This is a genomic window from Okeanomitos corallinicola TIOX110, assembly GCF_038050375.1.
GTDB lineage: Bacteria > Cyanobacteriota > Cyanobacteriia > Cyanobacteriales > Nostocaceae > Okeanomitos > Okeanomitos corallinicola.
Genome location: NZ_CP150886.1, coordinates 796,083 through 819,895, shown reverse-complemented (window position 1 = coordinate 819,895; position 23,813 = coordinate 796,083). Strand labels below are relative to the sequence as shown.

Annotated in this window: 26 protein-coding genes; 15 read left to right on the top strand and 11 right to left on the bottom strand. The window is 37.5% G+C overall.

What is annotated here, in order from left to right:
- Positions 1 to 67 precede the first annotated feature (67 nt).
- Positions 68 to 2,686 (bottom strand): ATP-dependent chaperone ClpB, encoded by a 2,619-nt coding sequence (gene clpB / locus WJM97_RS03555; protein WP_353931672.1) that lies wholly within the window; start codon positions 2,684 to 2,686, stop codon positions 68 to 70.
- Positions 2,687 to 3,155: 469 nt separating this feature from the next.
- Here clpB and WJM97_RS03550 point away from each other — a divergent pair, with 469 nt between their 5' ends.
- The 5 genes from WJM97_RS03550 (at position 3,156) to WJM97_RS03530 (ending at position 7,557) form a co-directional block, all read left to right on the top strand.
- Entirely contained in the window at positions 3,156 to 3,407 is a 252-nt protein-coding gene (locus tag WJM97_RS03550; RefSeq protein WP_353931671.1) for a TIGR02450 family Trp-rich protein, read from the top strand.
- A gap of 522 nt (positions 3,408 to 3,929) precedes the next feature.
- Positions 3,930 to 4,796 (top strand): ferredoxin:protochlorophyllide reductase (ATP-dependent) iron-sulfur ATP-binding protein, encoded by an 867-nt coding sequence (gene bchL / locus WJM97_RS03545; protein ID WP_353931670.1) that lies wholly within the window; start codon positions 3,930 to 3,932, stop codon positions 4,794 to 4,796.
- A 30-nt stretch (positions 4,797 to 4,826) separates the two neighbouring features.
- Entirely contained in the window at positions 4,827 to 5,606 is a 780-nt protein-coding gene (locus WJM97_RS03540) for a DUF5331 domain-containing protein (RefSeq protein ID WP_353931669.1), read from the top strand.
- Between the two features lie 149 nt (positions 5,607 to 5,755).
- Positions 5,756 to 7,159 carry a ferredoxin:protochlorophyllide reductase (ATP-dependent) subunit N gene (locus tag WJM97_RS03535; RefSeq protein WP_353931668.1) on the top strand — a complete coding sequence of 468 codons (1,404 nt, stop codon included), beginning with the start codon at positions 5,756 to 5,758 and terminating at the stop codon, positions 7,157 to 7,159.
- A gap of 101 nt (positions 7,160 to 7,260) precedes the next feature.
- Positions 7,261 to 7,557, top strand: a complete 297-nt coding sequence (locus WJM97_RS03530) for a DUF4160 domain-containing protein (RefSeq protein WP_353931667.1) — start codon at positions 7,261 to 7,263, stop codon at positions 7,555 to 7,557.
- 13 nt (positions 7,558 to 7,570) lie between these two features.
- On the opposite strand, the gene WJM97_RS03525 is transcribed toward WJM97_RS03530, so the two are convergent.
- Complete coding sequence (locus WJM97_RS03525; protein WP_353931373.1) at positions 7,571 to 8,719, bottom strand: RNA-guided endonuclease TnpB family protein; 1,149 nt, start codon at positions 8,717 to 8,719, stop codon at positions 7,571 to 7,573.
- Between the two features lie 205 nt (positions 8,720 to 8,924).
- Here WJM97_RS03525 and WJM97_RS03520 point away from each other — a divergent pair, with 205 nt between their 5' ends.
- From WJM97_RS03520 to WJM97_RS03505, 4 genes are read left to right on the top strand one after another with little or no spacing between them, the layout of a single operon-like run.
- Positions 8,925 to 9,215, top strand: coding sequence for a DUF2442 domain-containing protein (locus tag WJM97_RS03520; RefSeq protein ID WP_353931666.1), 291 nt, complete (start codon positions 8,925 to 8,927; stop codon positions 9,213 to 9,215).
- Entirely contained in the window at positions 9,196 to 9,405 is a 210-nt protein-coding gene (locus tag WJM97_RS03515; RefSeq protein ID WP_353931665.1) for a hypothetical protein, read from the top strand. Before WJM97_RS03520 ends, WJM97_RS03515 begins: the two co-directional genes overlap by 20 nt.
- Positions 9,406 to 9,451: 46 nt before the next feature.
- Positions 9,452 to 9,757 carry an SH3 domain-containing protein gene (locus WJM97_RS03510; RefSeq protein ID WP_353931664.1) on the top strand — a complete coding sequence of 102 codons (306 nt, stop codon included), beginning with the start codon at positions 9,452 to 9,454 and terminating at the stop codon, positions 9,755 to 9,757.
- 6 nt (positions 9,758 to 9,763) lie between these two features.
- On the top strand, positions 9,764 to 10,582 hold the full coding sequence (locus tag WJM97_RS03505) for a hypothetical protein (protein ID WP_353931663.1): 819 nt from the start codon (positions 9,764 to 9,766) through the stop codon (positions 10,580 to 10,582).
- 10 nt (positions 10,583 to 10,592) lie between these two features.
- Here the strand turns inward: WJM97_RS03505 and WJM97_RS03500 are convergent, their stop codons facing one another.
- The 5 genes from WJM97_RS03500 to surE all read right to left on the bottom strand — a co-directional run bounded on the left by WJM97_RS03500 (position 10,593) and on the right by surE (position 15,339).
- Positions 10,593 to 10,886, bottom strand: coding sequence for a DUF4277 domain-containing protein (locus WJM97_RS03500; RefSeq protein WP_353931662.1), 294 nt, complete (start codon positions 10,884 to 10,886; stop codon positions 10,593 to 10,595).
- 56 nt (positions 10,887 to 10,942) lie between these two features.
- Positions 10,943 to 11,851: a MoxR family ATPase gene (locus WJM97_RS03495; RefSeq protein WP_353933098.1), complete on the bottom strand. Its 909-nt coding sequence runs from the start codon at positions 11,849 to 11,851 to the stop codon at positions 10,943 to 10,945.
- A 108-nt stretch (positions 11,852 to 11,959) separates the two neighbouring features.
- A complete protein-coding gene (locus tag WJM97_RS03490) occupies positions 11,960 to 13,066 on the bottom strand; it encodes a bifunctional riboflavin kinase/FAD synthetase (protein ID WP_353931661.1) in 1,107 nt (368 codons plus the stop codon).
- A 216-nt stretch (positions 13,067 to 13,282) separates the two neighbouring features.
- The gene (locus WJM97_RS03485) at positions 13,283 to 14,173 is read right to left on the bottom strand and encodes an MBL fold metallo-hydrolase (protein WP_353931660.1); all 891 of its coding nucleotides are present in this window, start codon (positions 14,171 to 14,173) and stop codon (positions 13,283 to 13,285) included.
- A 368-nt stretch (positions 14,174 to 14,541) separates the two neighbouring features.
- On the bottom strand, positions 14,542 to 15,339 hold the full coding sequence (gene surE, locus WJM97_RS03480; RefSeq protein WP_353931659.1) for a 5'/3'-nucleotidase SurE: 798 nt from the start codon (positions 15,337 to 15,339) through the stop codon (positions 14,542 to 14,544).
- Positions 15,340 to 15,624: 285 nt separating this feature from the next.
- On the opposite strand from surE, the gene pheS reads away from it, so the two are divergent.
- A complete protein-coding gene (pheS, locus tag WJM97_RS03475) occupies positions 15,625 to 16,617 on the top strand; it encodes a phenylalanine--tRNA ligase subunit alpha (RefSeq protein ID WP_353931658.1) in 993 nt (330 codons plus the stop codon).
- A 296-nt stretch (positions 16,618 to 16,913) separates the two neighbouring features.
- Here the strand turns inward: pheS and WJM97_RS03470 are convergent, their stop codons facing one another.
- A complete protein-coding gene (locus WJM97_RS03470) occupies positions 16,914 to 17,816 on the bottom strand; it encodes a metallophosphoesterase (RefSeq protein ID WP_353931657.1) in 903 nt (300 codons plus the stop codon).
- Positions 17,817 to 17,916: 100 nt separating this feature from the next.
- On the opposite strand from WJM97_RS03470, the gene WJM97_RS03465 reads away from it, so the two are divergent.
- From WJM97_RS03465 to WJM97_RS03445, 5 genes are all read left to right on the top strand, one after another.
- Entirely contained in the window at positions 17,917 to 18,861 is a 945-nt protein-coding gene (locus tag WJM97_RS03465) for a hypothetical protein (protein ID WP_353931656.1), read from the top strand.
- A 95-nt stretch (positions 18,862 to 18,956) separates the two neighbouring features.
- Positions 18,957 to 19,274 (top strand): 2Fe-2S iron-sulfur cluster-binding protein, encoded by a 318-nt coding sequence (locus tag WJM97_RS03460; RefSeq protein WP_353931655.1) that lies wholly within the window; start codon positions 18,957 to 18,959, stop codon positions 19,272 to 19,274.
- A gap of 112 nt (positions 19,275 to 19,386) precedes the next feature.
- Positions 19,387 to 19,569 carry a hypothetical protein gene (locus tag WJM97_RS03455; RefSeq protein ID WP_353931654.1) on the top strand — a complete coding sequence of 61 codons (183 nt, stop codon included), beginning with the start codon at positions 19,387 to 19,389 and terminating at the stop codon, positions 19,567 to 19,569.
- A gap of 201 nt (positions 19,570 to 19,770) precedes the next feature.
- Positions 19,771 to 20,829 (top strand): DUF3326 domain-containing protein, encoded by a 1,059-nt coding sequence (locus WJM97_RS03450; RefSeq protein ID WP_353931653.1) that lies wholly within the window; start codon positions 19,771 to 19,773, stop codon positions 20,827 to 20,829.
- 60 nt (positions 20,830 to 20,889) lie between these two features.
- Entirely contained in the window at positions 20,890 to 21,468 is a 579-nt protein-coding gene (locus tag WJM97_RS03445; protein ID WP_353931652.1) for a type II CAAX endopeptidase family protein, read from the top strand.
- A 146-nt stretch (positions 21,469 to 21,614) separates the two neighbouring features.
- Here the strand turns inward: WJM97_RS03445 and WJM97_RS03440 are convergent, their stop codons facing one another.
- The 3 genes from WJM97_RS03440 to WJM97_RS03430 form a co-directional block, all read right to left on the bottom strand.
- On the bottom strand, positions 21,615 to 22,103 hold the full coding sequence (locus WJM97_RS03440) for a plasmid segregation centromere-binding protein ParR (RefSeq protein ID WP_353931651.1): 489 nt from the start codon (positions 22,101 to 22,103) through the stop codon (positions 21,615 to 21,617).
- An 8-nt stretch (positions 22,104 to 22,111) separates the two neighbouring features.
- Entirely contained in the window at positions 22,112 to 23,257 is a 1,146-nt protein-coding gene (locus tag WJM97_RS03435) for a ParM/StbA family protein (RefSeq protein WP_353931650.1), read from the bottom strand.
- Positions 23,258 to 23,517: 260 nt separating this feature from the next.
- A complete protein-coding gene (locus tag WJM97_RS03430; RefSeq protein ID WP_353931649.1) occupies positions 23,518 to 23,691 on the bottom strand; it encodes a hypothetical protein in 174 nt (57 codons plus the stop codon).
- Positions 23,692 to 23,813 lie beyond the last annotated feature (122 nt).

Below are 23,813 nucleotides of genomic sequence, written 5' to 3'. Positions count from 1 at the left end.
GGGACATAATTTCTAGCTTTTAATAGTTTTTAAAAACCTGAGTCTAAAATTTATTTCAGCAGTAAGATTAACTGCTAAACACTTCCACTGGTAAACGACTAAAAGCTAAACGTTCATTTTGCACATCTACAAAGATTGTATCACCATCATTAAATTCACCGCGCAAAATAGCCTTAGCAATTTGGGTTTCCAATTCCCGCTGGATAGCTCTTTTTAATGGCCTTGCACCAAATACAGGATCATAACCAACCTCTGCTAAAAAGTCTAGTGCAGCGGCAGCAATTCTCAAAGACATTTTTTTGTCATCTAACCTTTGTTTGAGCCTATCTAATTGTAACTCGACTATTTCCCGTAATTCTGATTTTTGCAAACTGTGGAAGATGATAATTTCATCAATGCGGTTTAAGAATTCAGGACGGAAACTATTCCGCATTGTTTCCATCACCCGATGACGCATTTCATCGTACCTGGAATCATCCCCAGCAACATCAAGAATAAATTGAGAACCAATATTACTGGTCATGATGATAATGGCATTTTTAAAGTCTACCGTTCTACCTTGGGCATCAGTCACCCGACCATCATCTAAAATTTGCAGGAAGATATTAAATACATCGGGGTGCGCTTTTTCAATTTCGTCGAATAAAATTACGGCGTAAGGACGACGACGAATAGCTTCAGTTAATTGTCCACCTTCTTCATAACCAACATAACCTGGAGGCGCGCCAATTAATCGAGAAACTGCGTGTTTCTCCATGTATTCTGACATATCAACTCTGACTAAAGCCTCTTCTGTGTCAAACATATAAGCGGCTAAAGCTTTGGCTAATTCGGTTTTACCGACTCCTGTCGGTCCAAGGAAAATAAAACTAGCAATGGGACGATTAGGATCAGCAAGTCCAGCGCGGGAACGTTGAATGGCATCAGCTACAGCGGTGACAGCTTCACTTTGTCCAATTACACGTTGATGTAATTCATCTTCTAAATGCAGTAATTTTTCTTTTTCCGATTCTACTAATTTACTAATAGGAATCCCTGTCCATTTAGAAATTATTTCGGCAATGTCTGCTTCGGTGACTTCTTCTCTTAATAAGGCTTTTCCTGTACCTTGAGCGTTGGTAAGTTCACTTTCTACGGTTTCTAATTGACGGTGTAAATCTGTAAGTTTGCCATATTTCAACTCAGCAGCACGATTAAGATCGTAGTTTCTTTCGGCTTGTTGAATTTCTAAGTTCACCCGATCAATTTCTTCTTTAATTGATTGCAGTTTGGTGATCACATCTTTTTCAGATTGCCATTGAGTGCTGAGGGTTCTTTGTTCTTCTTTAAAGTCAGCTAGTTCTTTTTCTAATCTTTCTAACCGTTCACGGGAAGCTAAATCACTTTCTTTTTGTAAGGAAAGTTTCTCCATTTCTAATTGTAGAATTTTCCGATCAATTTCGTCTAATTCTTCTGGTTTAGATGTGATTTCCATTTTTAATCTAGCTGCGGCTTCATCTACTAAATCAATGGCTTTATCTGGGAGGAAGCGATCGCTAATATAACGACTAGATAAAGTAGCCGCAGCAACTAAGGAACTATCGGAAATTTTTACCCCATGATGAACTTCATAACGTTCTTTTAAACCCCGTAAAATAGAAATTGTATCAGTAACATCTGGTTGATCTACATAAACTTGTTGGAAACGTCTTTCTAAAGCTGCATCTTTTTCTATATATTTCCTATATTCATCTAAAGTTGTCGCCCCAATACAACGTAATTCACCCCTGGCTAACATGGGTTTTAATAAATTCCCCGCATCCATTGCTCCTTGGGTTGCACCAGCACCGACAACGGTATGAATTTCATCTATAAATAATACAATATTACCACCAGATTCGGTGACTTCTTTTAATACTGCTTTCAGTCTTTCTTCAAATTCACCTCTAAATTTTGCCCCCGCAATTAATGCTCCCATATCTAAAGCTATCAGTTTTCGATCTTTTAAAGATTGGGGAACATCACCAGCCACAATTCGCTGTGCTAAACCTTCGGCAATGGCAGTTTTACCAACACCTGGTTCACCAATTAATACAGGGTTATTTTTTGTTCTGCGGGAAAGAATTTGAATAGTTCTTCTAATTTCATCATCTCTACCAATGACTGGATCTAATTGTCCTTTACGTGCTGCTTCTGTTAAGTCACGGCCGTATTTTTCTAAAGATTGATATTTTCCTTCTGGATTTTGATCTGTCACTTTTTGACTCCCACGAATTTCTTTAATAATATTTTTTAATTTGCCTTCATCTAAACCAAATTCTTGGAGTAGACTTTTACCAAATCGGTCATCTTTGGCATATCCTAATAATATATGTTCAATGGAAATATATTCATCTTTAAATTCTTGGCGATATTTCTCTGCCCGGTCTAATAATGTGTCTAAACTACGTCCTAAATATACAGATGTGCTACTTCCTGATACTTTTGGTTGACGGGTGATAAATTGATCTGTGTAATCTCTAACTTTTTGGATATTTGCACTGGCTTTAGTAAAAATTGCGTTACTTAATCCATCTTGTTCTAGGAGCGCTTTCATTAAATGTTCGCTCTCTAGTTGCTGCTGCTGGTATTGCTTGGCGATATCGGGAGTGTGAGCGATCGCTTCCCAAGCCTTCTCTGTAAATTGGTTCGGATTGGTCGGTTGCATAGATTTTTTGATAAATTACTCTCATATCGTCATTGTAAAAATACCCCAGATTTACTTGGATCGGTCTTCACATCCTAGTAATGTAGTATTATCCCAAATCTAGGAGTCGGGAGTAAGAATTTGCAATTTCCCTGTTACCTCAATATATAAGTTTTTTAAATCTCCGGTTTGCCAAAAAAGTTCATTTTGAGGATTTTCGCAATAAGCTCCGGTCTATTATCAATAATATTAGAAATATTTCTCAATAATCAACGAGTTTACGTCATTTCAGGATTGATATTGACACATACATTTTTTGTGATATTATAGGTGTATAATCCATAGGGTATTTTATGGATAAAATAAGTAAGTTATTTTTACTAAAATCTAAATATAGTTGCACTGTATGTTAATGATCCAATAGCGACACAAATTTGTGCTAAATCTAATTTCAACAAAAATAGATTTAACATATATATTCTGATTACCAATGCCTAAAAAACAAAAATTTCCTTATTTACTGGGTTCTAAATGGACAGCACAGCAAAAAGTTGATGGTTGGCGACATTTTCAAGTTGTTAACCGCAAAAATCAGGGTAAGTGGGTATATGCTGAAATGGTAGCCTCCTGTGATCCTAATGTGCGTTTTTGGCTCAATGCCAAATTACTGCAAGATAATTCTCAATGGCACGGCGGCTGGCAATCTTTACAGGAAATCAACGCTGTTAACAAAAATATTTAATTATATACGAAATTTATCTAGGTCATGATTTGATTATCTTTGATCAGATATTTGATTATTTAATAATAATTTACAAGGATCATGGTAGACACTCATATCTACTGATATCTAACTGAGCTTGTGAAATTAGTATTAAGGATTTGGCGGCAATTCATCGAAAAATCAACCATTAAGTCCACAAATTACACGAAATAATAGAGATTTATCAGGTTACTTGCTAGTCATTATAATCTCTTTAGATTTAATTTGTTTTTTGAAACTCTTTTTATTAATTAATTTATCAAAAGTTATTAATCTAGGTTTTTATAGTTTTTGAGAGTTTTAGGAGTCATTTTATATGTTTTTTATCTTTAAATATCTTTATTAATCTGTTTTTTAGCTATTTTCATATTTTCTTACTCTTTCCTTTCCAGGGAATTTGCACAATAATGACATTCACAGACCTCACACATCGCCATCACAGGCTAGGTGCAGAGGGCTAATGTTTGAACTAAGAGAAAGAACTATAAGAGGTCAGAACAAATGAAATTAGCAGTTTATGGAAAAGGCGGTATTGGTAAATCTACAACTAGCTGCAACATCTCTGTAGCCCTAGCTAAACGTGGTAAGAAAGTGCTGCAAATTGGCTGTGACCCCAAACACGACAGCACCTTTACACTGACCGGGTTTTTGATTCCTACCATCATTGATACCTTGCAAGAAAAGGACTATCACTACGAAGATGTCTGGCCAGAAGATGTAATTTATAAAGGTTATGGTGGAGTTGACTGTGTAGAAGCAGGTGGACCACCTGCCGGTGCGGGATGTGGTGGTTACGTGGTTGGTGAAACAGTCAAACTCTTAAAAGAACTTAACGCTTTTGATGAATACGATGTAATTTTATTTGACGTTCTCGGTGATGTTGTCTGTGGTGGTTTTGCTGCACCATTGAACTATGCCGACTACTGTATGATCGTTACAGATAATGGTTTTGATGCTTTATTTGCTGCTAACCGGATTGCGGCATCTGTCCGTGAAAAAGCCAGAACTCACCCCTTGCGACTAGCTGGTTTAATCGGTAATCGTACGGCTAAACGTGACTTAATTGAGAAATACGTAGAATCAGTACCGATGCCAGTTTTAGAGGTATTACCTTTAATTGAAGACATCCGTGTTTCCCGTGTGAAAGGAAAAACTATGTTTGAGATGGCAGAGTCAGATCCTTCCCTGGACTACGTTTGTGACTATTACCTCAGTATAGCCGATCAGATTTTATCCCGTCCTGAAGGTGTCGTTCCGAACGATGCACCGGATCGTGAACTTTTTTCTCTTTTGTCTGATTTTTATTTAAATCCGAGTAAACCACCAGTCAATAATGCGGAAGAGGAATTAGACTTGATGATTGTATAAAACAATTACCTCTTCAGCATGGAGGACAATATGGCGTTCTTTGATAGTTTTACGGATTCAATTAAACAAAAGTGGTTGCAATTCTTTCAAGCCAACCGCGATTGGATTACCTTGCAAATGACCATAGAATCGGTTTATACCCCTGATGGAGGGAAGCGTCCTTCTTCCTATCTAATTTTGGGTGTAGTCAATGCTCTAGAGCCAAAACTAGCTCAGTTGATGTTTCCGTTTGCAAAGTTAAATCCAGACGCTGATACTTTGATTGATGTCTTGGGTTTACATTTTGATCCAGATATTAGCCTTGGTAATCGGTTGAGTCCGATGCAAGAACCAGAGATTTACTCAAATGGGTCTCCAGAGGTGACAGAAGAAATTTCTGACGTGCAACCATCAGTAGATGATGATTTCAGCATGGAAGAACAAGTCGCTGTTCACGAGTTCAAAATGGATGATGTGGATGAAAATGCCTTTGATGATGTGTCTTTATCTGAAGACAGCATTACACAGGATTTCCAACCACCATCTGATTTGGATACAGGAGATGATTTTGGGGAAATGTCCTTTGAGTCTATCAGTTTGACAGAGGACAACAATGATGATGGTTTAGGTGATTTTAATATCGCTGATAACAATGGATTTGATGAACTCAATCAACCCGATGAGAATGAATTTCGGGATGTCATCTCTGATGTTTGGGGTGATGAAACATCGCTAAATGAGGGTGAAGAAAATAATAGCCTTTTAGGTGAAGAACTGCCTTCTGAGGTCTTTGATGAGTCGGAAATGGCTCGTCTCTTCCCCAATAATTAAATCGGTTATCAGGGAACAGTAGGAGATGGGGAGATGGGGAGATGGGGAGAAAAATAAATTCTGATTCCAAATAGTGCTACGTCCCGTAAACCATACTCCTGCTTCCTGATAACTAACTTGTAAACCTTATTTAAGGGGAGAATATTTAAATGACAGTCGCTAAAGAAAATTCTGCTTTAAATTTTGAATGTGAAACTGGTAATTATCATACTTTTTGTCCTATTAGTTGTGTGGCTTGGTTATATCAAAAAATTGAAGATAGTTTCTTTTTAGTTATTGGTACAAAAACTTGCGGTTATTTTCTGCAAAATGCGATGGGGGTAATGATTTTTGCTGAACCCCGTTATGCCATGGCTGAGTTAGAAGAAGGTGATATTTCCGCACAGTTAAATGATTATGAAGAATTGAAAAGATTGTGTGAGCAAATTAAACGCGATCGCAATCCTAGTGTGATAGTTTGGATTGGTACTTGTACCACGGAAATTATTAAAACTGATTTGGAAGGTTTAGCACCAAAGTTAGAAGCGGAAATTGGTATTCCTATTGTTGTTGCTCGCGCTAATGGTTTGGATTATGCCTTTACCCAAGGAGAAGACACGGTATTAGCTGCCATGGCTAACCGTTGTCCTGATAAAGCACCAGTAACGGAAACTGAAAAAGGCGAGCGTAACGCCATTCAGAAGCTGATGAATTTTGGTAAGAAAAAAGAAGACATTACTCAAGATGAATCAGAATATGTAGACCATCCACCTTTGGTTTTATTCGGTTCTTTACCTGACCCAGTAGTTACTCAATTAACTTTAGAATTAAAGAAACAAGGTATTAAAGTTTCTGGTTGGCTACCTGCAAAACGGTTTACAGAATTACCTGTTTTAGAAGAAGGTTATTATGTCGCTGGTGTTAATCCTTTCCTCAGTCGTACCGCGACAACTTTAATGCGACGCAGAAAATGTAAATTAATTGGCGCACCATTCCCGATTGGTCCCGATGGTACAAGAGCATGGATTGAAAAAATCTGTTCTGTGTTTGGAATTACACCCCAAGGTTTAGATGAAAGAGAAGCGCAGATATGGGCAAATTTAGAAGATTACGTGCAATTAATTCGCGGTAAATCTGTGTTTTTTATGGGTGATAATTTACTGGAAATTTCTCTGGGAAGGTTCTTAATTCGCTGCGGAATGACTGTCCCAGAAATCGGTATTCCCTACATGGATAAACGCTATCAAGCTGCGGAGTTAGCTTTGTTAGAAAAGACTTGTCAGGAAATGAATGTTCCTTTACCACGAATTATTGAAAAGCCAGATAATTACAATCAAGTTCAACGAATTTATGAGTTAAAACCAGATTTGGTAATTACTGGTATGGCTCATGCAAATCCTTTAGAAGCGCGGGGAATTAATACTAAATGGTCTGTGGAATTTACTTTTGCACAGATACATGGTTTTGGGAATGCGCGGGATGTTTTAGAGTTGGTAACTCGTCCTTTAAGAAGGAATAATAATTTGAGGGATTTGGGTTGGGATAAGTTGGTAAGGGAAGAAGCTAAGGTTTAAAGTTTTGCGTTTTCTTTGGCAATTTTAGGACGGACTTTTTGGGTTCGTCCTTTTTTTTGTTTTCTCACGCAGAGGTGCAAAGAAAGAGAATATGCTAAAATATGATGATTAAAAAAAATATATTATCAGGTAATGGAATGCCGGAAGTTTGCCGTTTTTTAGGAATTATTATTACCATGTATTATAATGATCATCCTCCACCACATTTTCACGTTCGTTATAATCAACAAAAGGCAATTATTGATATAGAAACATTATCAATTTTAGAAGGTAAACTTAGTCCTAGAGTTTTAGGTTTAGTAATTGAATGGGCAGCAATCCACAAATCAGAACTTCTCAAAAACTGGAACTTGGCTAGACAAAATGATTCTTTAGAGAAAATCGAACCATTAGATTGACATACTCCCCACCCTAAAAGGGTGAGGATTCTGGGGTCAAACAGCAATTGCTGGCTATAGCCAGTCTCACATCGCCTAAACCAATGGTTGATGCCCCAACCATTTGAATATTTCTAGCAGCGTTTTCATCACGTCCATTGACTGAATTACAAGATGGACAACGCCACTGTCTAATCGCCAAATCTAGACTTTCTAAAACATGACCACAGCAAGAACAAGTTTTACTAGATGGATACCACCTATCCACAAAAACAAGTTGTTTGTTTTTCTTTTTGGCTACCCATTCTAATATTTGTATAAATTCTCCAAAAGCTAAGTCTGATATTTTTCTACCCCAAAGACGTTGCATAACTTTGAGGTTTAAAGTTTCAAAACATAAAACATCAAACTTGTCAGTCAATGTATGCGCTAGTTTCCAAAACCAATCACGTCTTCTGTTACAAACATCTTCGTGTTTACGAACTAAATTCTTTCTAGCTCCTTCTCTGTTGTTTGAACCTTTTACCTTTTTGGAATGATGTCTACTAGCTTTCTTAATAGCATTTAGAGATTGTTTTAGAAACTCTGGAGAATCAATTTTAGTTCCATCAGAACAAGTCAGGAAGGTTTTTAATCCAAAATCAAACCCCGCTATCTTACCAGTCGTTGATTTGATTTCTGGTTCTAGCTCATTATCAACTACAATAACCATAAACATTTCACCTAATGCGGTACGCTTTATGGTTATTGTTTTAATCTTTCCTTCTATTTCTCTAGATTTCCAAAATTGATAAACTCGATTCCCGATTTTTACTCTATTACCATCCAATAATTTATAACCAGCTTGTTTAAGAGTGAAAGATTTATATTTCTTAACTTTCTTAAACCCTGGTGGTCTCACTCCTTTTTTGTTGTGTTTAAAGAATAATTGGTATGCTTTGTCTATTCTTTGACAAATATCTTGTACTGCCTGAGAACCTAATGACTGCCAGAAAGCATTGCGTTTTCTTAGTTTGGCAATATGCGACTGAAGTTTTGCACAGTTTAAGTGTTTACCCCACATTCGGTAATACCGTTTATGCAGGGCAATACAATGGTTGTAGATCACCCCTGCGGCATTAATCATTCGCTTGAGGTGTCTATTCCTTTTGTGTTCGTATAACTTAAACTTTAGTGTTTTCATGCTAGTATTATATCACAAGTTAACGGCAATATGACGGCATGAAAAAATTAACTATCAGATGTTCAGAGGAGGAATATAAACTACTTGTGGAGTATTGCTCAGAAACAAGCCGTACTCAAAATGATGTACTTAGAGAGTTGATCCGCAATTTAAAGAAAAGCCGTCCTAGAAGGACGGGGCTTTAGACCCATTTTTTTGGTAAATTATGTTGCAAGATATTATAGAAGTCATTCCTCAAGAGAACTATCAACTCTATCTGAAATTTGCAGATGGTAAAGAAGGTATTGTTGATGTTAGTCAATTAGTTGAATTTACTGGAGTTTTTCAAACTTTACAGGATTTAGAATTTTTTAAAACTGTGAAAGTTAACCTTGAATGGGGAACAATTTATTGGGATAATGGAGCAGATTTAGATCCCGATGTTCTTTATTCTGTAATTACTGGTGAACCTATTTCTACCTATCATGGAAATCAATATGTCAAAATTTCTCATTGAGTTAGAATTTACTACAACAAAACCAGCCTTATTAAAAACTAAAAAGCCTTTTGTGGTAACTAAGTTGGAGGATGTCGCAGGTTGTTTGAAATCTGATGGTGAACCTGCAACGCTGGAAGATATGGAAGATGCTATTCGTCAAGGTGTTGAGGAAATTTTTACTAATTCATCAAGTAATGTTGCGGATTGATTAACTGATGAAATACAATACTTTTTAAAAGTAAGGAAAAATTTTTATGAAAGTGTGGTCTTATTTGGTTGTCTCTTTAGTTTTATTTGGTGGTGTTAATGCTGTAATTTCACCAGCGAAAGCTGAGGAAGTTTGTAAAGTTACTGACCCTACAGATACTCCTTTGAATGTAAGAGATGTCCCCAATGGTAAAATTATAAATCAATTGAAAAATGGCAAGGAAGTTTACATTCTAGAAATTGCCTATGATAATAAAGGAAGACCTTGGACAAAAATATCTGGTTATCACAAGGGTAAATATAGGGTTTGGGGTTGGGTATTTAGAGAGTTTATCAGTTGCTACAAACGCTAATTAAATATGAAGCTAAATCTCAATTACAAAGAAATGCCATTCTTGCCATATCATCAACGTAAGGATTTACCTACAAAACCAGGTATTTATTATGTTGGTAATGGTGATTCTCCCGTTATGTATATAGGACTTTCTCATAATTTGAGAAATCGTCACCTAAATCATCATCGTCAATCAGAATTTGCAGAAATTGAAAATGCTATTATCCGTTATCGAGTTGTCACCGAAGATTTATTAAATAAAATTTCTAATCTTGCAGAAAATCTTAGAATACTAGAAAAGCAAGCTATTAATTATTATCAACCAGAACTCAACAGAAAAGCTGTAAAAATTCAGCCTAAATTATCACTTGGAGGAGTTTATATTCAAACTCATCAAGTCGCAACAGCAGGATATTGTCCACATTTTGATGCAGAAGATGGGGAAGAATTATCAATTAATACAAGTGTAAGTAAGATAACTTTAATAAATAAAGCTATTGAAAATCAACGTCCTATTTTTTTAATAGCTTCTGGAAATTATGAGGATTATGTAAGAGCAAATTATGATAACTTGTCTGAGTTGATTATGTTCAAACATGAAAAAATCTATATATTGATAAGCTGTTTTATTCCTTATGGTTGCGAACTTAATCATGGTTATGTACAAGATCATATAGTATATGGAGGCAACTCTAAAATGTTTATTGAACCTTACATTATTCTTAACAACCAACCAGGATTTAAAGAATTTAAAAAAAGTTATTTGACAGTAGGATTTACTAACTGTGAAAAATCTCCATTTGCTCAGATTTTGTTAAACTTAGGAGGTTTCCAATTAATTTAATTTTCTATGTTTAATATTGTTCTTGATATTCTACTGCTATTTGACCAAAGCATGATGAGTCTAGGTGTGATGTTGATAGTGATACTCCACATTTTCGAGCGGCTTTTAAGGCAATAATAAAAAATATTATATCCAATTCTTTTATAAATAGTTTATCTATGACTCTCCCCAATTTATCGTCGTTGAGATATTCTGGTTTTACTACTGTTCCTACCAGATGTTCACAGGCGATTGTTTCAAAATATACTGATGTAAAAATCAAGAGTTTGAAACCCACGCAGGTGGGTTTTCTCTGTTTAGCCACGACTTCTAGTCGCTTTTTTGTTTTCTCACGCAAAGACGCAGAGAGGGATAATAAAATTAAGGAATTGCCACAGACCGCAAAATCCTATCAACTACTGTTTTAGCATTCCTACCACCTCTAGGAATTAAACGATGACTTAAAATATAAGGCGCTAAAAATTTCACATCATCGGGAATCACATAATCTCTATCTAAAATAAATGCTAATGCTTGGGATGCTTTTTGTAATGCCACCGTACCACGAGGACTCACACCTAAAGTAATTTCTTCATCCTGTCTAGTAGTCCGCACTAAATCTAAAATGTATTGTTGTAAGGATTTATCTATATTTACCTGTGAACAAAGTTGGCGTAATTGAGCTACTTCTTCTAAACTAATGCAGGGTTGTAAATCACTTAGTTGGACACCTTGTTGGAAATTTTGCAACATTTGCATTTCTTCTGACTCAGAGGGATAACCCAAACTCAAGGACAACATAAATCTATCCATCTGTGCTTCTGGTAAGGGGAATGTACCTTGATATTCGACGGGGTTTTGAGTTGCAATCACAAAGAAAGGTTGAGGAACAAGACGGGATACACCATCAATTGTTACTTGACGTTCTTCCATTACTTCCAGCAAAGCTGACTGAGTACGGGGAGTAGCGCGGTTAATTTCATCTGCTAACAGCACATTGGCAAATATCGGCCCTGGCATAAAGGAAAATTCGCCTGTTTTGGGATTCCAAATATTTGTACCTGTAATATCTGTGGGGAGTAAATCCGGGGTACATTGTAATCTTTGAAATTTACCGTCTACAGAACGCGCTAAAGATTTAGCCAGCAGGGTTTTACCAACTCCTGGTACATCTTCTAACAAGGCATGACCACCACCAAGTAAAGCTACTAATACTAAACGTACTGCCTCATTTTTACCAACGATGGTACGAGCTAGATTTTGTGTTAAAGCGTCAATTTTTTCTCTCATACTGACTAGGTAATGGGTAATGGGTAATAGGTAATGGGTAATGGGTAACATATATTTCCCAATCACTAATCACCAATATATACATTGTTCCCTGGTAATTATCCAAATTCAGTATTGACCAATTAAAACTTCTCTAGCTATAGTGCTGTCAAGTTGAATTTGGTTTTTCAGGGCTTCTAAATCAGAAAATTTTTGTTCAGGACGTAAAAATTTTACTAATTCTACTACTATTTTTTGACCGTACAAGTCACCAGACCAATCAAATAAATGTACTTCTATAGATGAATTTGTACCGTTGACGGTGGGACGATTGCCAATGTTCATTACCCCCATTTTTTGTATAGGTTCATTATTAGGAGTTTCGCTAGGGATGAGAACTTTAACCGCATAAACTCCTTGACAGGGTAAAAATTTCTCTGTTGGTGGTTGTAGATTAGCGGTGGGAAAACCAATGGTTCTTCCTAATTTTTGTCCTGTCACAACTTCACCAATTAAGCTGTAAGGTCTGCCTAATAGACGGTTAGCTTTGGTAATATCTCCAGTTTCTAAACTTTGGCGAATTGATGAGGTACTGATACGTCCATCTTCCATTAACCCACTATTGTGAGTGCAATCAGTATTTTTTGGTAGGTTATTTGTATCAGTTTGAATTGGAACTATGGTGACTGGTATATCGTACCGGGCGGCTATTTTCTGCAAATCTTTCGCTGTACCCACACGTTTTTTCCCAAAACAGAAATCTTCCCCAACACTAATTTTTCGACATTGCAGCTGTTGGACAATGACTTTCTCCACAAAATCTTCTGGAGAAAGGGCGGATAATTCTTGATTAAAAGGTAATAATACAAGTTGTTGTACACCTAGCGATCGCAATTGTTCTACTTTTTCTTCTAGGGGTGTTAACAAGGAGCGACGTTGGCCGCTAAAAAACTCCTGGGGATGGGGATCGAAGGTGACAACGGTAGAATATATAGATTTTTGGGGTGCTGATAAAGTTGATAATTCAGTTGGATGACTAGGTAGGTCTTCTGATAATTTTTTCCTATCTTCCCGCCTCTGTTTACCGACAACTGAATGCAAAATTGGTTGAATTACTCTTTGATGACCAAGATGAACACCATCGAACTTACCAAGAGCAATAGCAGTTGGTGTTAGTAGCTGTTCTATTGAAGCAGCAACCCACACAGAACACCCATTTTGAGACAAATTTAGCACTTAGATTCTGGAATTTTAGGTTTATTTTAGCAGGTCAGTGATAGAAGAGTTCCCAACAGAAAATAATCAAGACTGACATTAAAAGCTATTTCTGACAATTATCACAATTTCTACAACGTCAATTTTCCGCTTCTTTCCTAAATTCAAAAGCATTTAACAAAAACTGTCACCTGTCACCTGTCACCTGTCACCTGTCACCTGTCACCTGTCATGATTTCAAGACTTAGTTATAGGTAACGATTCAGAGACGGAATCTAAAACCGGAACTTGAAGTATTAACCCCTCCCTAGCCATAATTGCCCCAGGAAATTTATCAGCTGCTTGTTTACCTACATTATCTAAGAAATCATCCTTGTGAGCAGGATCGTGATGGAATATAACTAAGGTTTTGACATTGGCCGCTTGGGCTATTTTCACAGCTTCTTGCCATGTAGAATGTCCCCAGCCTATTTTTGGTGATTTGGATGAATAATATTCATCGTCTGTGTAGGTAGAATCGTAAATCAAAACATCTGCATTCCGTGATAACCACAAGACATTTTCATCTAATTTATCCGGAAAATGTTCAGTGTCTGTGATGTAAACGGCAGCACCACCACGCCAGTTAACTCGATATCCTACGGCTTCCCCTGGATGGTTAAGATGTGCTGTTTCTATGGTGATATCATCAATGTGAATAGGTTGGCCTGGTTGAATGTTGTTAAAATTCAGATTGGCCTGCATGATTTGTAAGGGTACTGGGAAATTGGGATGGAGCATTTGGTCATTGAGACGTTGCTCAATTGTTGAACCATCTGGAGCGATCGCCCCATAAATATTAAAGTTATTACCTTTAATAAAAGCCGGGGTGAAGAACGGAAATCCCTGCATATGATCCCAGTGGGAGTGAGTGAAGAAGATGTGACCTTCTACGGGCATTTGGGACAATAATGACTGTCCCAAAACGTGAACTCCTGTTCCACAATCAAAAACTAAGCGTTTACCACCCACTTGCATGGCAACACAAGGGGTATTACCTCCATAACGGACGGTGTGTGGACCTGGACAGGGTATGCTACCCCTCACGCCCCAAAATTGTACGGTAAATTGGTTCTCTATCCTAGACATGGGTGTTGTTTGCTGGACTGAGCGGGCGATAAATCAACGAAAATTCTGCTTATATTCCTAGTCTATGCTTTCTGACTACTTTGATTATAAAGTACCTATTGGTAATAAAGCATACTCTAGTTTCAATCAAATGGAGTCAACGGTATTGTTCCCTAATTTCCGTATTCTTACATACAGTTGCTCATTTGATGCTGTTCTGTAAGATGTAATAATTAGTGAGACACACTATACAGAAAAACTCTTAATTAACCGGAATTTATCTGTATTTGGTGATCCTAAATATAGCTCCTATATTTGTATTGGGTATATTGGGTTTATATGAAGGAGTGTTTAATTTAAATTAAATTATCAGCAAATACCGCAAAAATTTACGGAAATTTAAAATCCCATTGAGATAGTTTTTGCAGTCCGCTGGCATAGGTAAGATTGTATTGCAAGGGAGTTATACTAATGAAGTTTTTACGGATAACTTCTACGTCAATTGGCACGTTTGCAGCTACATTTAAACCTGGTGGTGGTTCTACATCCTCTAAAACTTCTCCAGTTAGCCAATAATAAGTTTTGCCACGGGGGTCAACTCGCTTATCAAAAACGTCGGTATAGCGTCTTATTCCTTGTCGAGTAATGGTGACACCGACTATTTCTTCCCAGGAAACAGGAGGGATGTTAACGTTAAGTAGCATTAAATCTTTGACGGGTTGGGCTGCTATTTGGTCTACTAAAAGCTTGGCAAATTTTGCCGCTGGTTGAAAGTCTTTGTGATCGTAGCTGGTTAAACTCAGAGCAATACTGGGGATACCTTCTATCATACCTTCCATTGCGGCGGAAACAGTGCCGGAGTACAAAATTTCTGTACCTAAGTTGGCACCTTGGTTTATTCCTGATACTACCAAGTCGGGAGGAGAATCGAGTAATGCCCACAGAGCTAATTTTACACAGTCGGAAGGTGTACCATCACAAGCCCAAGCATTTATGGATGGATGAAACACTGCTTCAACTATTTCAGCGCGAATTGGTTGATGTAAGGTTAATCCATGTCCGGTTGCGGATCTTTCTCGGTCTGGAGAAACTACGCTCACTTCGTGACCGGCTTCTGCTAAGGTGTTAGCTAAAGTGCGAATACCCAAAGCATAAATACCGTCATCGTTACTAATTAGTAATTTCATTGATCATTGGTAATTGGTCATTGGTAATTGGTGATTTAGTTATTAATCATTAGTTAAGAATATGTTGTCAGTGTTTTTGGTCACAACAACAAGAAAAAATATTTTTCATGGTTGATCAGCTTCTAAACTGGTAAACAGGGGAGATGCTTGAACTTTTGCCATTGACTCATTCATGGCACATTGCTAAGGTTAATTTTCCTGAATCAGTTGTTAGTTGTTTATATTTTGCCACTGACTACTAATAACTGATCACTAAATTCATAATTCATGACCACTGACTAACTAATGACTAGTAATTTAGAGGATCAACTTTTAGGATTGCAGCAGGATGGAGTTGCAGCGATCGCAGCTGTGAATACCCTGGAAGCTTTAGAAGAACTCAGAGTTAATTATTTGGGTAAAAAAGGTCAACTAGGCGTACTTTTACGCAATATGGGTAAATTGAGCGCGGAAGAACGTCCTCAAGTTGGTGCGATCGCCAATACTGTCAAAGAAGCTTTACAAAATAGTCTTGACCAGCAACGTGCCGCTTTAGAATCTGCCCAAATTCAGGCACAGTTAGAGGCTGAAACTCTAGATGTCACCATGCCTGGTATTTACCGTCCCCAAGGTCGGGTTCATCCCCTCAATGGTATCATTGACCAAGCTCTGGATATCTTTGTCGGTCTGGGTTACACTGTGGCGCAAGGGTCAGAAATGGAAACAGACTACTATAATTTTGAAGCCCTCAACACCCCACCTGACCACCCCGCCCGTGATATGCAGGATACTTTCTATTTACCCGATGGTAACTTATTGCGGACTCACACCTCATCGGTGCAAATTCGTTATATGGAAAAGGAAGAACCACCGATCAAAATCGTCGCCCCAGGTAGGGTTTATCGGCGAGATGATGTAGATGCTACTCACTCCGCTGTTTTCCATCAAATAGAACTGTTAGCAGTAGATGAAGGACTAACTTTTAGTGACCTTAAAGGCACTGTCAAAGTATTTTTACAAGCAATGTTTGGCGATTTACCTATCCGCTTCCGCGCTAGTTATTTCCCATTTACAGAACCTTCTGCGGAAGTAGATTTACAGTGGAACGGTCGCTGGTTAGAAGTGATGGGTTGCGGTATGGTAGACCCCAATGTATTGAAATCTGTGGGTTATGACCCGGAAATTTATACTGGTTTTGCCGCCGGTTTTGGTGTAGAACGGTTTGCAATGGTTTTACATCAAATTGATGATATTCGCCGTTTATATAATAGCGATTTACGTTTTTTACGGCAGTTTTAAATTGTAAGAATTCAGGAGTCAGGAGTCAGAATATTTTTTGTAGCAGTGATTCACAGCAGTATGTTTTTTCATCAATTATCAAGAATACCTTGAAAACTCTCATTCATTCTGAATTCTGAATTCTGTATCCTTACTTTAAATTTAGCTTTCAGCTATCAGCTTATTATTCTGAAATTACAAATCAAGAGGAAAACAGTTCTAAAAAATTGAAACCTTTCCTAATCTGAAAAATTATCCTCTTTGTTGTTGATTTTCAGGTTCTTAAATTTTAGCTGATAGCTGGCTGCTGTATAATTCTACAAACTAATTACCCCCCGATCAAAAACACGATTATTAGTACCAATTCCTTGGACTTCAATTCTATCTGCATAAACATCATAGGTAGCAAAACTTAAATTACTGGTAGAATATTCAGTCCATTTAGAACGACCCACAGGACGACTTCCTGCCCCTGCACCACATATTACATAGGTTGTACCATTAATAGCACGAGTGCGTTCATAATGATGTTCATGACCATTGATGTAAAGTTGTACACCATACTTTTTAAATAGAGGTGTAAAAATTTTGATAAATTTGGGATTATTGCCATAATGACCTGAAGCATAAATGGGATGATGACCAAAAACTACTTTCCAAGTCGCTTTACTTAAACTCAATTCTTTTTCTAACCAAATTAATTGATTTTCCCAATCAGCATTACCATTAGTATCTAAAGCGAAGAACTGGACATTATTTTTACTAAAGGTATAGTAACGTTTTCCTTGCATATTAAACGCAGGATATTGCACCTGTGGATTACCGTTATCAGTTCTAATATCATGATTTCCCAAACAAGCATGAAATTTTACACCTTGTTGTAACAAAGGTTGATAAGGTTTTTCAAAAACAGCTTCTATTTTTTCAATTTCTCCCTTATTGTAAATATTATCTCCAGCTAAAATCACTGTATTGTAAGGATTTTTTTGGTGATAAAAATTCATGGACTTAGCTACAGCATATTGTCCCCTTGCACCAGTTCCAGTATCAGCAACTGAGACAAAACGTAGTAATAAATCTTGGGGATTTGGATTTGCCGCTATGACAGTTTCTAAGAATGGATTTTCAGAATTTTGACTAGCGAATTTCCAACCTAAAAATCCTGAACCAATAGTGCTAACACCACCTAAAATTAGAAATTGACGACGTTTAAGTTTCATAAATCAATAAATTCAACTAATGGTACAATAAAGGACTTCTAAATTTTATATCCTGACTTCTAACTTCTATCATTGAATCATTTAATTGGGTGAAAGTTCCATGTCACGAGACAAGCAGAGGAAAACAAGGAATAAATCAAGGGATAAACCACAAAATTCCCTTTCTCCAAAACCTGATCAGAAAAATCAGTCACTTTGGAAAACGACAATAATTCAATTTTTAAGGGGAACAATTGGATTTTTAGAAAATACTGTTGTCAAGTTAGAAACAGAACAATCCGCAACAACTGAAAAAAAGCCTAATCTTTTAGAAAGGATTTTGTTAGGATGGGATAAGTTTTTACAGACTTTTCGCTTGTTTTTACCATCTCAGGTTTCTAATAATGTATCAGATACAGTTTTAACATTAATTTTTGCAGTATTTGCTGTAGTTTTAGTTGTGTTAACTACATTTTTATTTACCTCTAAACCTACCGAAGTTGCAATTATTCCCCCAGTTGAGGAAGTTATTACACCTGAAGCTATTCCTACATCAACACCAGAACCTGAACCTATTCCTACATCAACACCAGAACCTGAACCTATTCCTACATCAACACCAGAACCTGAACCTATCCCCACATCAACACCAGAACCTGAACCTATTCCTACATTAATACCAGAACCTGAACCTATCCCCACATCTGTAGAATTAACACCAGAACAAAATTTAATAGCTGCTATTAAAAATCAATTAGCAGAAATTGCTGTAGTTACTATACAAAATAAAGAAGGTGAAAATATTACGGTTAATCTGATAAAATCTATTCAAGCTAATTTGCATACCAGCGATTTAATAATTACCATCCGTGATGATTGGTACAGGTTAGAAAAATCAGCACAAAAAAAATTAGCAGGGGATATATTACAACGTTCTCAAGAATTAGATTTTACGCATTTACAAATTATAGATTCTCAAGATAAATTAATTGCCCGTAGTCCAGTTGTAGGTAATGAAATGATTATTTTTATTAAACATTCAGGATTCAGCACCCAGCAGTTATAATTGGCAAAATTTGTAGTCAAGAGTAAATATTGTGAAATTGGCATAATATCAGATAAGATATGTAATTTATCCGTTGAAAGACTCAGCTATTACGTATGTCCAAAACTTACGCCGTTGAAATTAACCACCAAGGTACAATTTATAACTTGCAAGTTCCTGAAGGTGAAACAGTGTTATCCGTTGCAGAAACAGCGGGTTTAGAGTTACCTGCTTCCTGTCATGCAGGGGTTTGTACAACTTGTGCTGCTTTAATTACCCAAGGAAGTGTAGATCAATCTGAAGGTATGGGTGTAAGTCCAGAGTTACAAGAACAAGGCTATGCTTTACTTTGTGTGTCTAAACCTCTGTCTGATTTAAAGGTAGAAACAGACAAAGAAGAAGTAGTTTATCAAAAGCAATTTGGTAAAGATTAAGAACTTAGTAATAGGTAATGGGTAATATATTTTTCTAAATTACCAATTACCAATTACCAATCACCTCAAAATAGCTGTATTCTAGAAATCAACAATCATAGTTTTTACTATCATGACTACTCATTTTATTACTGCCGAAATTGATTTACAAGAAACACCTACAGAATTACAAAAAACCATTGAAGCAGAACTGAAGAAGCAAGGTGAACCTTTGCGTTGGGCTGTGACTGCTGTAGATGCAGAGAAAGAAAAAGCTACTGTAGAAGCTGTTGTGACTACAGCTAGTGCTGAATAATTAATTTGCAGGCGTTGCTAAATGAGAATAATAAATTGAAAACCTCAAAATCGGCAACGCCCATATTTGTAATCAGTAATGGTAATGTTTAATATTTTTGTTTTGAGATTTTAGTCTTTATTGACGAGTAGAAAAATTGAACAATGGAAGGCATTTATTTAAGATATTTGAGTCAATTTTATTCGTTATCATTAAATGATTATGCAACGTCCCTATACAGCTATTTTAATTATACCTACTGGTATCGGTGCAGCCATTGGTGGTTATGCTGGTGACGCATTACCTGTAGCTAGAGTTATATCACAGGTATGCGATCGCCTGATTACTCATCCCAATGTTTTAAACGGTGCAAGTTTATACTGGAATATTCCTAACTCTTTATATGTAGAAGGATACGGTTTAGATAAATTTGCTGCCGGGGAATGGGGTTTAAGACCTGTGCATAGTAACCGAGTCGGTTTACTTTTAGACCAAGGCATAGAACCAGAATTAATGCTAAGACATCTGCAAACAGCAGACGCAGCCAGAGCCACACTAGGATTAAATATTACAGATCATGTAATTACAGATGCTCCATTAAACGTAGAATTACGGATATCATCATCTGGTGCAAGTTGGGGAACAATAGGCAACCCAGACAGTTTATTGCGAGCGGCAGAAAAATTAATTAAAAACGAGAAAGCAGAGGCGATCGCAGTAGTTGCCAGATTTCCCGATAATATAGATGAAGAAGCCAGCCAAAATTATCGTTATGGTCAAGGTGTAGACCCCTTAGCAGGTGCAGAAGCCGTAATTAGCCACTTATTAGTCCGTCATTTTCAAATTCCCTGCGCTCACGCTCCCGCTCTGGCAGCAGAACCCCCAGATCCCCATTTATCACCCCGTTCAGCAGCCGAAGAAATAGGTTATACATTTTTACCTTGTGTTCTTGTCGGCTTGAGTCGCGCTCCTCAGTTTATCCTCAGTAGGCAAGTTAGCAATTCTTTACAAGCAGATATTTGGGCAGATCAAGTTGATGCTGTTATAGTACCAGCAAACGCTTGTGGGAGTGGCACCTTACTGAGTTTAAGTGAAAAACAATGTCAAATCATTACAGTTGCAGAAAATAAAACTTTAATCCAAGTTCCTGCCGCAGTCTTGGGAATTAAATCCATACAAGTAAACTCTTATTTAGAAGCAGTAGGTGTCCTAGTCGCTCACAAGGCAGGTATTAATCCTTACTCATTAGTCATAAACAAGGGAATAGGGAACAAGGAATAGTTTTTCTACCCATTACCCATTCCATGACCCATTACCCATTACTGATTTATCTAAAAGCCTGTGGTTGAACAACAAAAGCAAAAACCAGAAATTCCCAATCTCTCCCGTACTCAAGTGCTTGTAGCTATTGGTGCAACAGCGATCGTTTTATGGATAGTCGCCAAATTGTGGTTGCGTTTTGGCAACTTTCCCCTATTTAAGTTGTATTGGTCGCCAATACATTTATGTTTGGGATTCGGGTTAGGTCTAATTATCACTATTTTAAGCAGTTTAGCTTATCACTTTTTTGCTGCCTATCGTCAAAGTGCAGACTATTACCTAGAAATGGTACTTAAACCTTTAGCTTTACCAGACCTGCTTTGGTTAGGTTTATTGCCTGGGTTAAGCGAAGAATTATTATTTCGTGGTGTCATGTTACCAGCTTTAGGAGCTAATCATTTAGCAGTAATTGTATCAAGTGCCTGTTTTGGAGTTTTACATCTGAGTGGTTCAGAACAATGGCCTTATGTGGTGTGGGCAACCATTATTGGCATCATATTGGGATACAGCACCTTATTAACTGGCAACTTATTAGTTCCAATTATTGCCCACATACTCACAAATTTGCTATCTAGCTATTTGTGGAAAACTCGTTCTTAGTCATTAGTCATTGGTTATTTTTCTTAATCACCCCATCACCCCACCCGAAAAAGATTACACCCAGAAATGTTTTAATTCCTGGGTGTAAACAGTAGACTTCTCAAAATTCCCGATCTTGTAAAAACGCTTGTGAATTTGCTTTTTTCTTAGAAATCATCAAGGAATTGACTCAGACGGCTGATAACAGGATCAACTTCTTGGGGAGCGGGATCGGGGGTAGAAACAGTATTATTAACTACCTCTACAGTTGGTAATGGTGAAGTTGAATTCTGAGTAGAAGACCCTTGACTGACCATAATTGCCAGTTGTGCTACTTGTTGAGTCAGTTGCAATATCTGGCTTTCCATCGTTTGTAAACGGTTGGATTCCTTAGCAAAAAAACGTTCCTCAAGGTCAGCTATTTGACGTTGCAACTCACTGATTTGGTGTTCAGTGGGCGATGTTGCTGTATTTGGAGAAGGTCGTACAGATTCCGGTACACATAAAGCTTGCCAGAGAGCCTGTTTACAAAGGTCACTGAAAGTCTTTTCAGGTTGTGCTTCCAAGTAGCTTTCTACCTGTGCTAACAAACTCTCATCAGCAATTTCTGGGTTAAAAGTGACGGATTTAACTACCTTTTTTGACCATTGGAACATCAGTTTTATTACCTAGCTGCGCGACTAGCAGACAATTGCGCCTCTCCATAAATATACTGCCCTAAAGCATTAGCTTGACGGGAAGGAGCAGCTAGATGGGCATTAACCTGAGCTTCTTTGAGTAGACGCTGTACAGCTTCCCAGAAGAACTCACCACCACCACCGGTGATAATTACATCTGTTACCCGTTCTGGTAGCCAGGCTAAGACACGAGAGCAAATTTCCCGTGAAAACTGCTCTGTTAAATTAGGGAGAAAATCATCTAAGTTCGTAGGTTTACTTGCACCTTTGGGACGGTAAAAACGCTCACCTTTGGGCTTATTCACCGCAGAAATTAAGGCTAAAGACTGACTATCAGCACCTTCAATTTCCTTAGCCACCATTTCATAAAAACTGCTCATCCCGAAATCTTCACTTTGAGAAAGACCTCTAGCAAAGCGGAAATTATCCACCATGAGCAAGTCAATGGTTTGGTGGCCGATATCAACAATACCCACAGATACCTTAGTAAAATCAGGCATTGAGGTGACTTTATTGGGTTGAGCTTCAGACCACAGCAAGCTACCGTAACCTTCTGGCATTACCCAAACTTTGGTGACATTTAAAGACACAGTTTCACCACGGAAATTCATGACATGAGGTCCGCTGATGAGACTGGTTAACTGAGCTTTTTCTTTTTCAAATTGTTCTAAAGAAAGGAAAGGCAAACCAACAATTATAGAAATATCGTCTTTGAGTTTAAAGTAACCAGCGGCTGCTAATACTTTAGCTAAAGCATCTTCTACCTTGGATTGGCCGACTCCCAAATTAGCACCAAAATCAGCAGCCAATTGACCTACAGCGTATCCGTTACCTTGATATTCCAGCCACAAATCCATGAGAGGATCAGTCATCTTAGACTCAAATACGCCACCTCGTATTTGTTCCATGGACATTTGTTTCACATTGGAAGTAATGAAAGCCACATTGCCAGGTTCGCGGCTAATACAAGTTTTGGTGGAGGTTCTTCCTAAATCAACACTGAGAATATTTTTCCCTGATCCCCCCATTGGCTTATTCACATTGTTATTTATGGGGCTAGGGGTTGCCGTTACTCGATTCATGGGAATAGCTGCGGCATTCATTGGGTTTGCTACGGGTGGTTGGTCTGTCATGAAAGCTCCTATGTGGTGACTTAACTGTAAAAAGTTATCATGCTCATCTTACAAAAATGCAAGATCAGAAAAATTTTTGCTTGGGTTAAGTGTAGCTAGAAATACGTCAAAATTTATTGTCAGCGATAAAAAATTCTGTATTATATCGGTTTCATAGTATGAACAGCGTTTGTAAATAAACAGTTTGCATACTCTATCAGAATTTAGGAGTCAGAAGATTCGCTGTATCTGTATAGTTCCAAAAAACATAGACAAATATCTCATGCCTTTCGTTGGACGGGAATAACCCCGACGGGGCGGACTACAACGCCACGCCACTTGCTACAAGTCGGGAAACCCGCCCAACGCAGTGGCTCCTCTATCCCTAGACTAAATGCTGTCGGGACTACTTTACGTAAAATATTCAAACTACCATTGACATCAGCATGAATCAATATTTGTCTATAAATTCGGCGAAGTTTACCAATACTAAATTTTTTTGAGCGTCCTCCTCCGAAAAACTTATCAGGATACTAGCAGATAAGTGTGTTAGTTATGTAAATTAACTGGGGTTTGT

Coding starts and splice junctions, on each gene's coding strand:
- clpB (WP_353931672.1), bottom strand. CDS start 2,686: ATGCAACCGACCAATCCGAACCAATTTACAGAGAAGGCTTGGGAAGCG.
- WJM97_RS03550 (WP_353931671.1), top strand. CDS start 3,156: ATGCCTAAAAAACAAAAATTTCCTTATTTACTGGGTTCTAAATGGACA.
- bchL (WP_353931670.1), top strand. CDS start 3,930: ATGAAATTAGCAGTTTATGGAAAAGGCGGTATTGGTAAATCTACAACT.
- WJM97_RS03540 (WP_353931669.1), top strand. CDS start 4,827: ATGGCGTTCTTTGATAGTTTTACGGATTCAATTAAACAAAAGTGGTTG.
- WJM97_RS03535 (WP_353931668.1), top strand. CDS start 5,756: ATGACAGTCGCTAAAGAAAATTCTGCTTTAAATTTTGAATGTGAAACT.
- WJM97_RS03530 (WP_353931667.1), top strand. CDS start 7,261: ATGATGATTAAAAAAAATATATTATCAGGTAATGGAATGCCGGAAGTT.
- WJM97_RS03525 (WP_353931373.1), bottom strand. CDS start 8,719: ATGAAAACACTAAAGTTTAAGTTATACGAACACAAAAGGAATAGACAC.
- WJM97_RS03520 (WP_353931666.1), top strand. CDS start 8,925: ATGTTGCAAGATATTATAGAAGTCATTCCTCAAGAGAACTATCAACTC.
- WJM97_RS03515 (WP_353931665.1), top strand. CDS start 9,196: ATGTCAAAATTTCTCATTGAGTTAGAATTTACTACAACAAAACCAGCC.
- WJM97_RS03510 (WP_353931664.1), top strand. CDS start 9,452: ATGAAAGTGTGGTCTTATTTGGTTGTCTCTTTAGTTTTATTTGGTGGT.
- WJM97_RS03505 (WP_353931663.1), top strand. CDS start 9,764: ATGAAGCTAAATCTCAATTACAAAGAAATGCCATTCTTGCCATATCAT.
- WJM97_RS03495 (WP_353933098.1), bottom strand. CDS start 11,851: ATGAGAGAAAAAATTGACGCTTTAACACAAAATCTAGCTCGTACCATC.
- WJM97_RS03485 (WP_353931660.1), bottom strand. CDS start 14,173: ATGTCTAGGATAGAGAACCAATTTACCGTACAATTTTGGGGCGTGAGG.
- surE (WP_353931659.1), bottom strand. CDS start 15,339: ATGAAATTACTAATTAGTAACGATGACGGTATTTATGCTTTGGGTATT.
- pheS (WP_353931658.1), top strand. CDS start 15,625: ATGACTAGTAATTTAGAGGATCAACTTTTAGGATTGCAGCAGGATGGA.
- WJM97_RS03470 (WP_353931657.1), bottom strand. CDS start 17,816: ATGAAACTTAAACGTCGTCAATTTCTAATTTTAGGTGGTGTTAGCACT.
- WJM97_RS03465 (WP_353931656.1), top strand. CDS start 17,917: ATGTCACGAGACAAGCAGAGGAAAACAAGGAATAAATCAAGGGATAAA.
- WJM97_RS03460 (WP_353931655.1), top strand. CDS start 18,957: ATGTCCAAAACTTACGCCGTTGAAATTAACCACCAAGGTACAATTTAT.
- WJM97_RS03455 (WP_353931654.1), top strand. CDS start 19,387: ATGACTACTCATTTTATTACTGCCGAAATTGATTTACAAGAAACACCT.
- WJM97_RS03450 (WP_353931653.1), top strand. CDS start 19,771: ATGCAACGTCCCTATACAGCTATTTTAATTATACCTACTGGTATCGGT.
- WJM97_RS03440 (WP_353931651.1), bottom strand. CDS start 22,103: ATGTTCCAATGGTCAAAAAAGGTAGTTAAATCCGTCACTTTTAACCCA.
- WJM97_RS03435 (WP_353931650.1), bottom strand. CDS start 23,257: ATGACAGACCAACCACCCGTAGCAAACCCAATGAATGCCGCAGCTATT.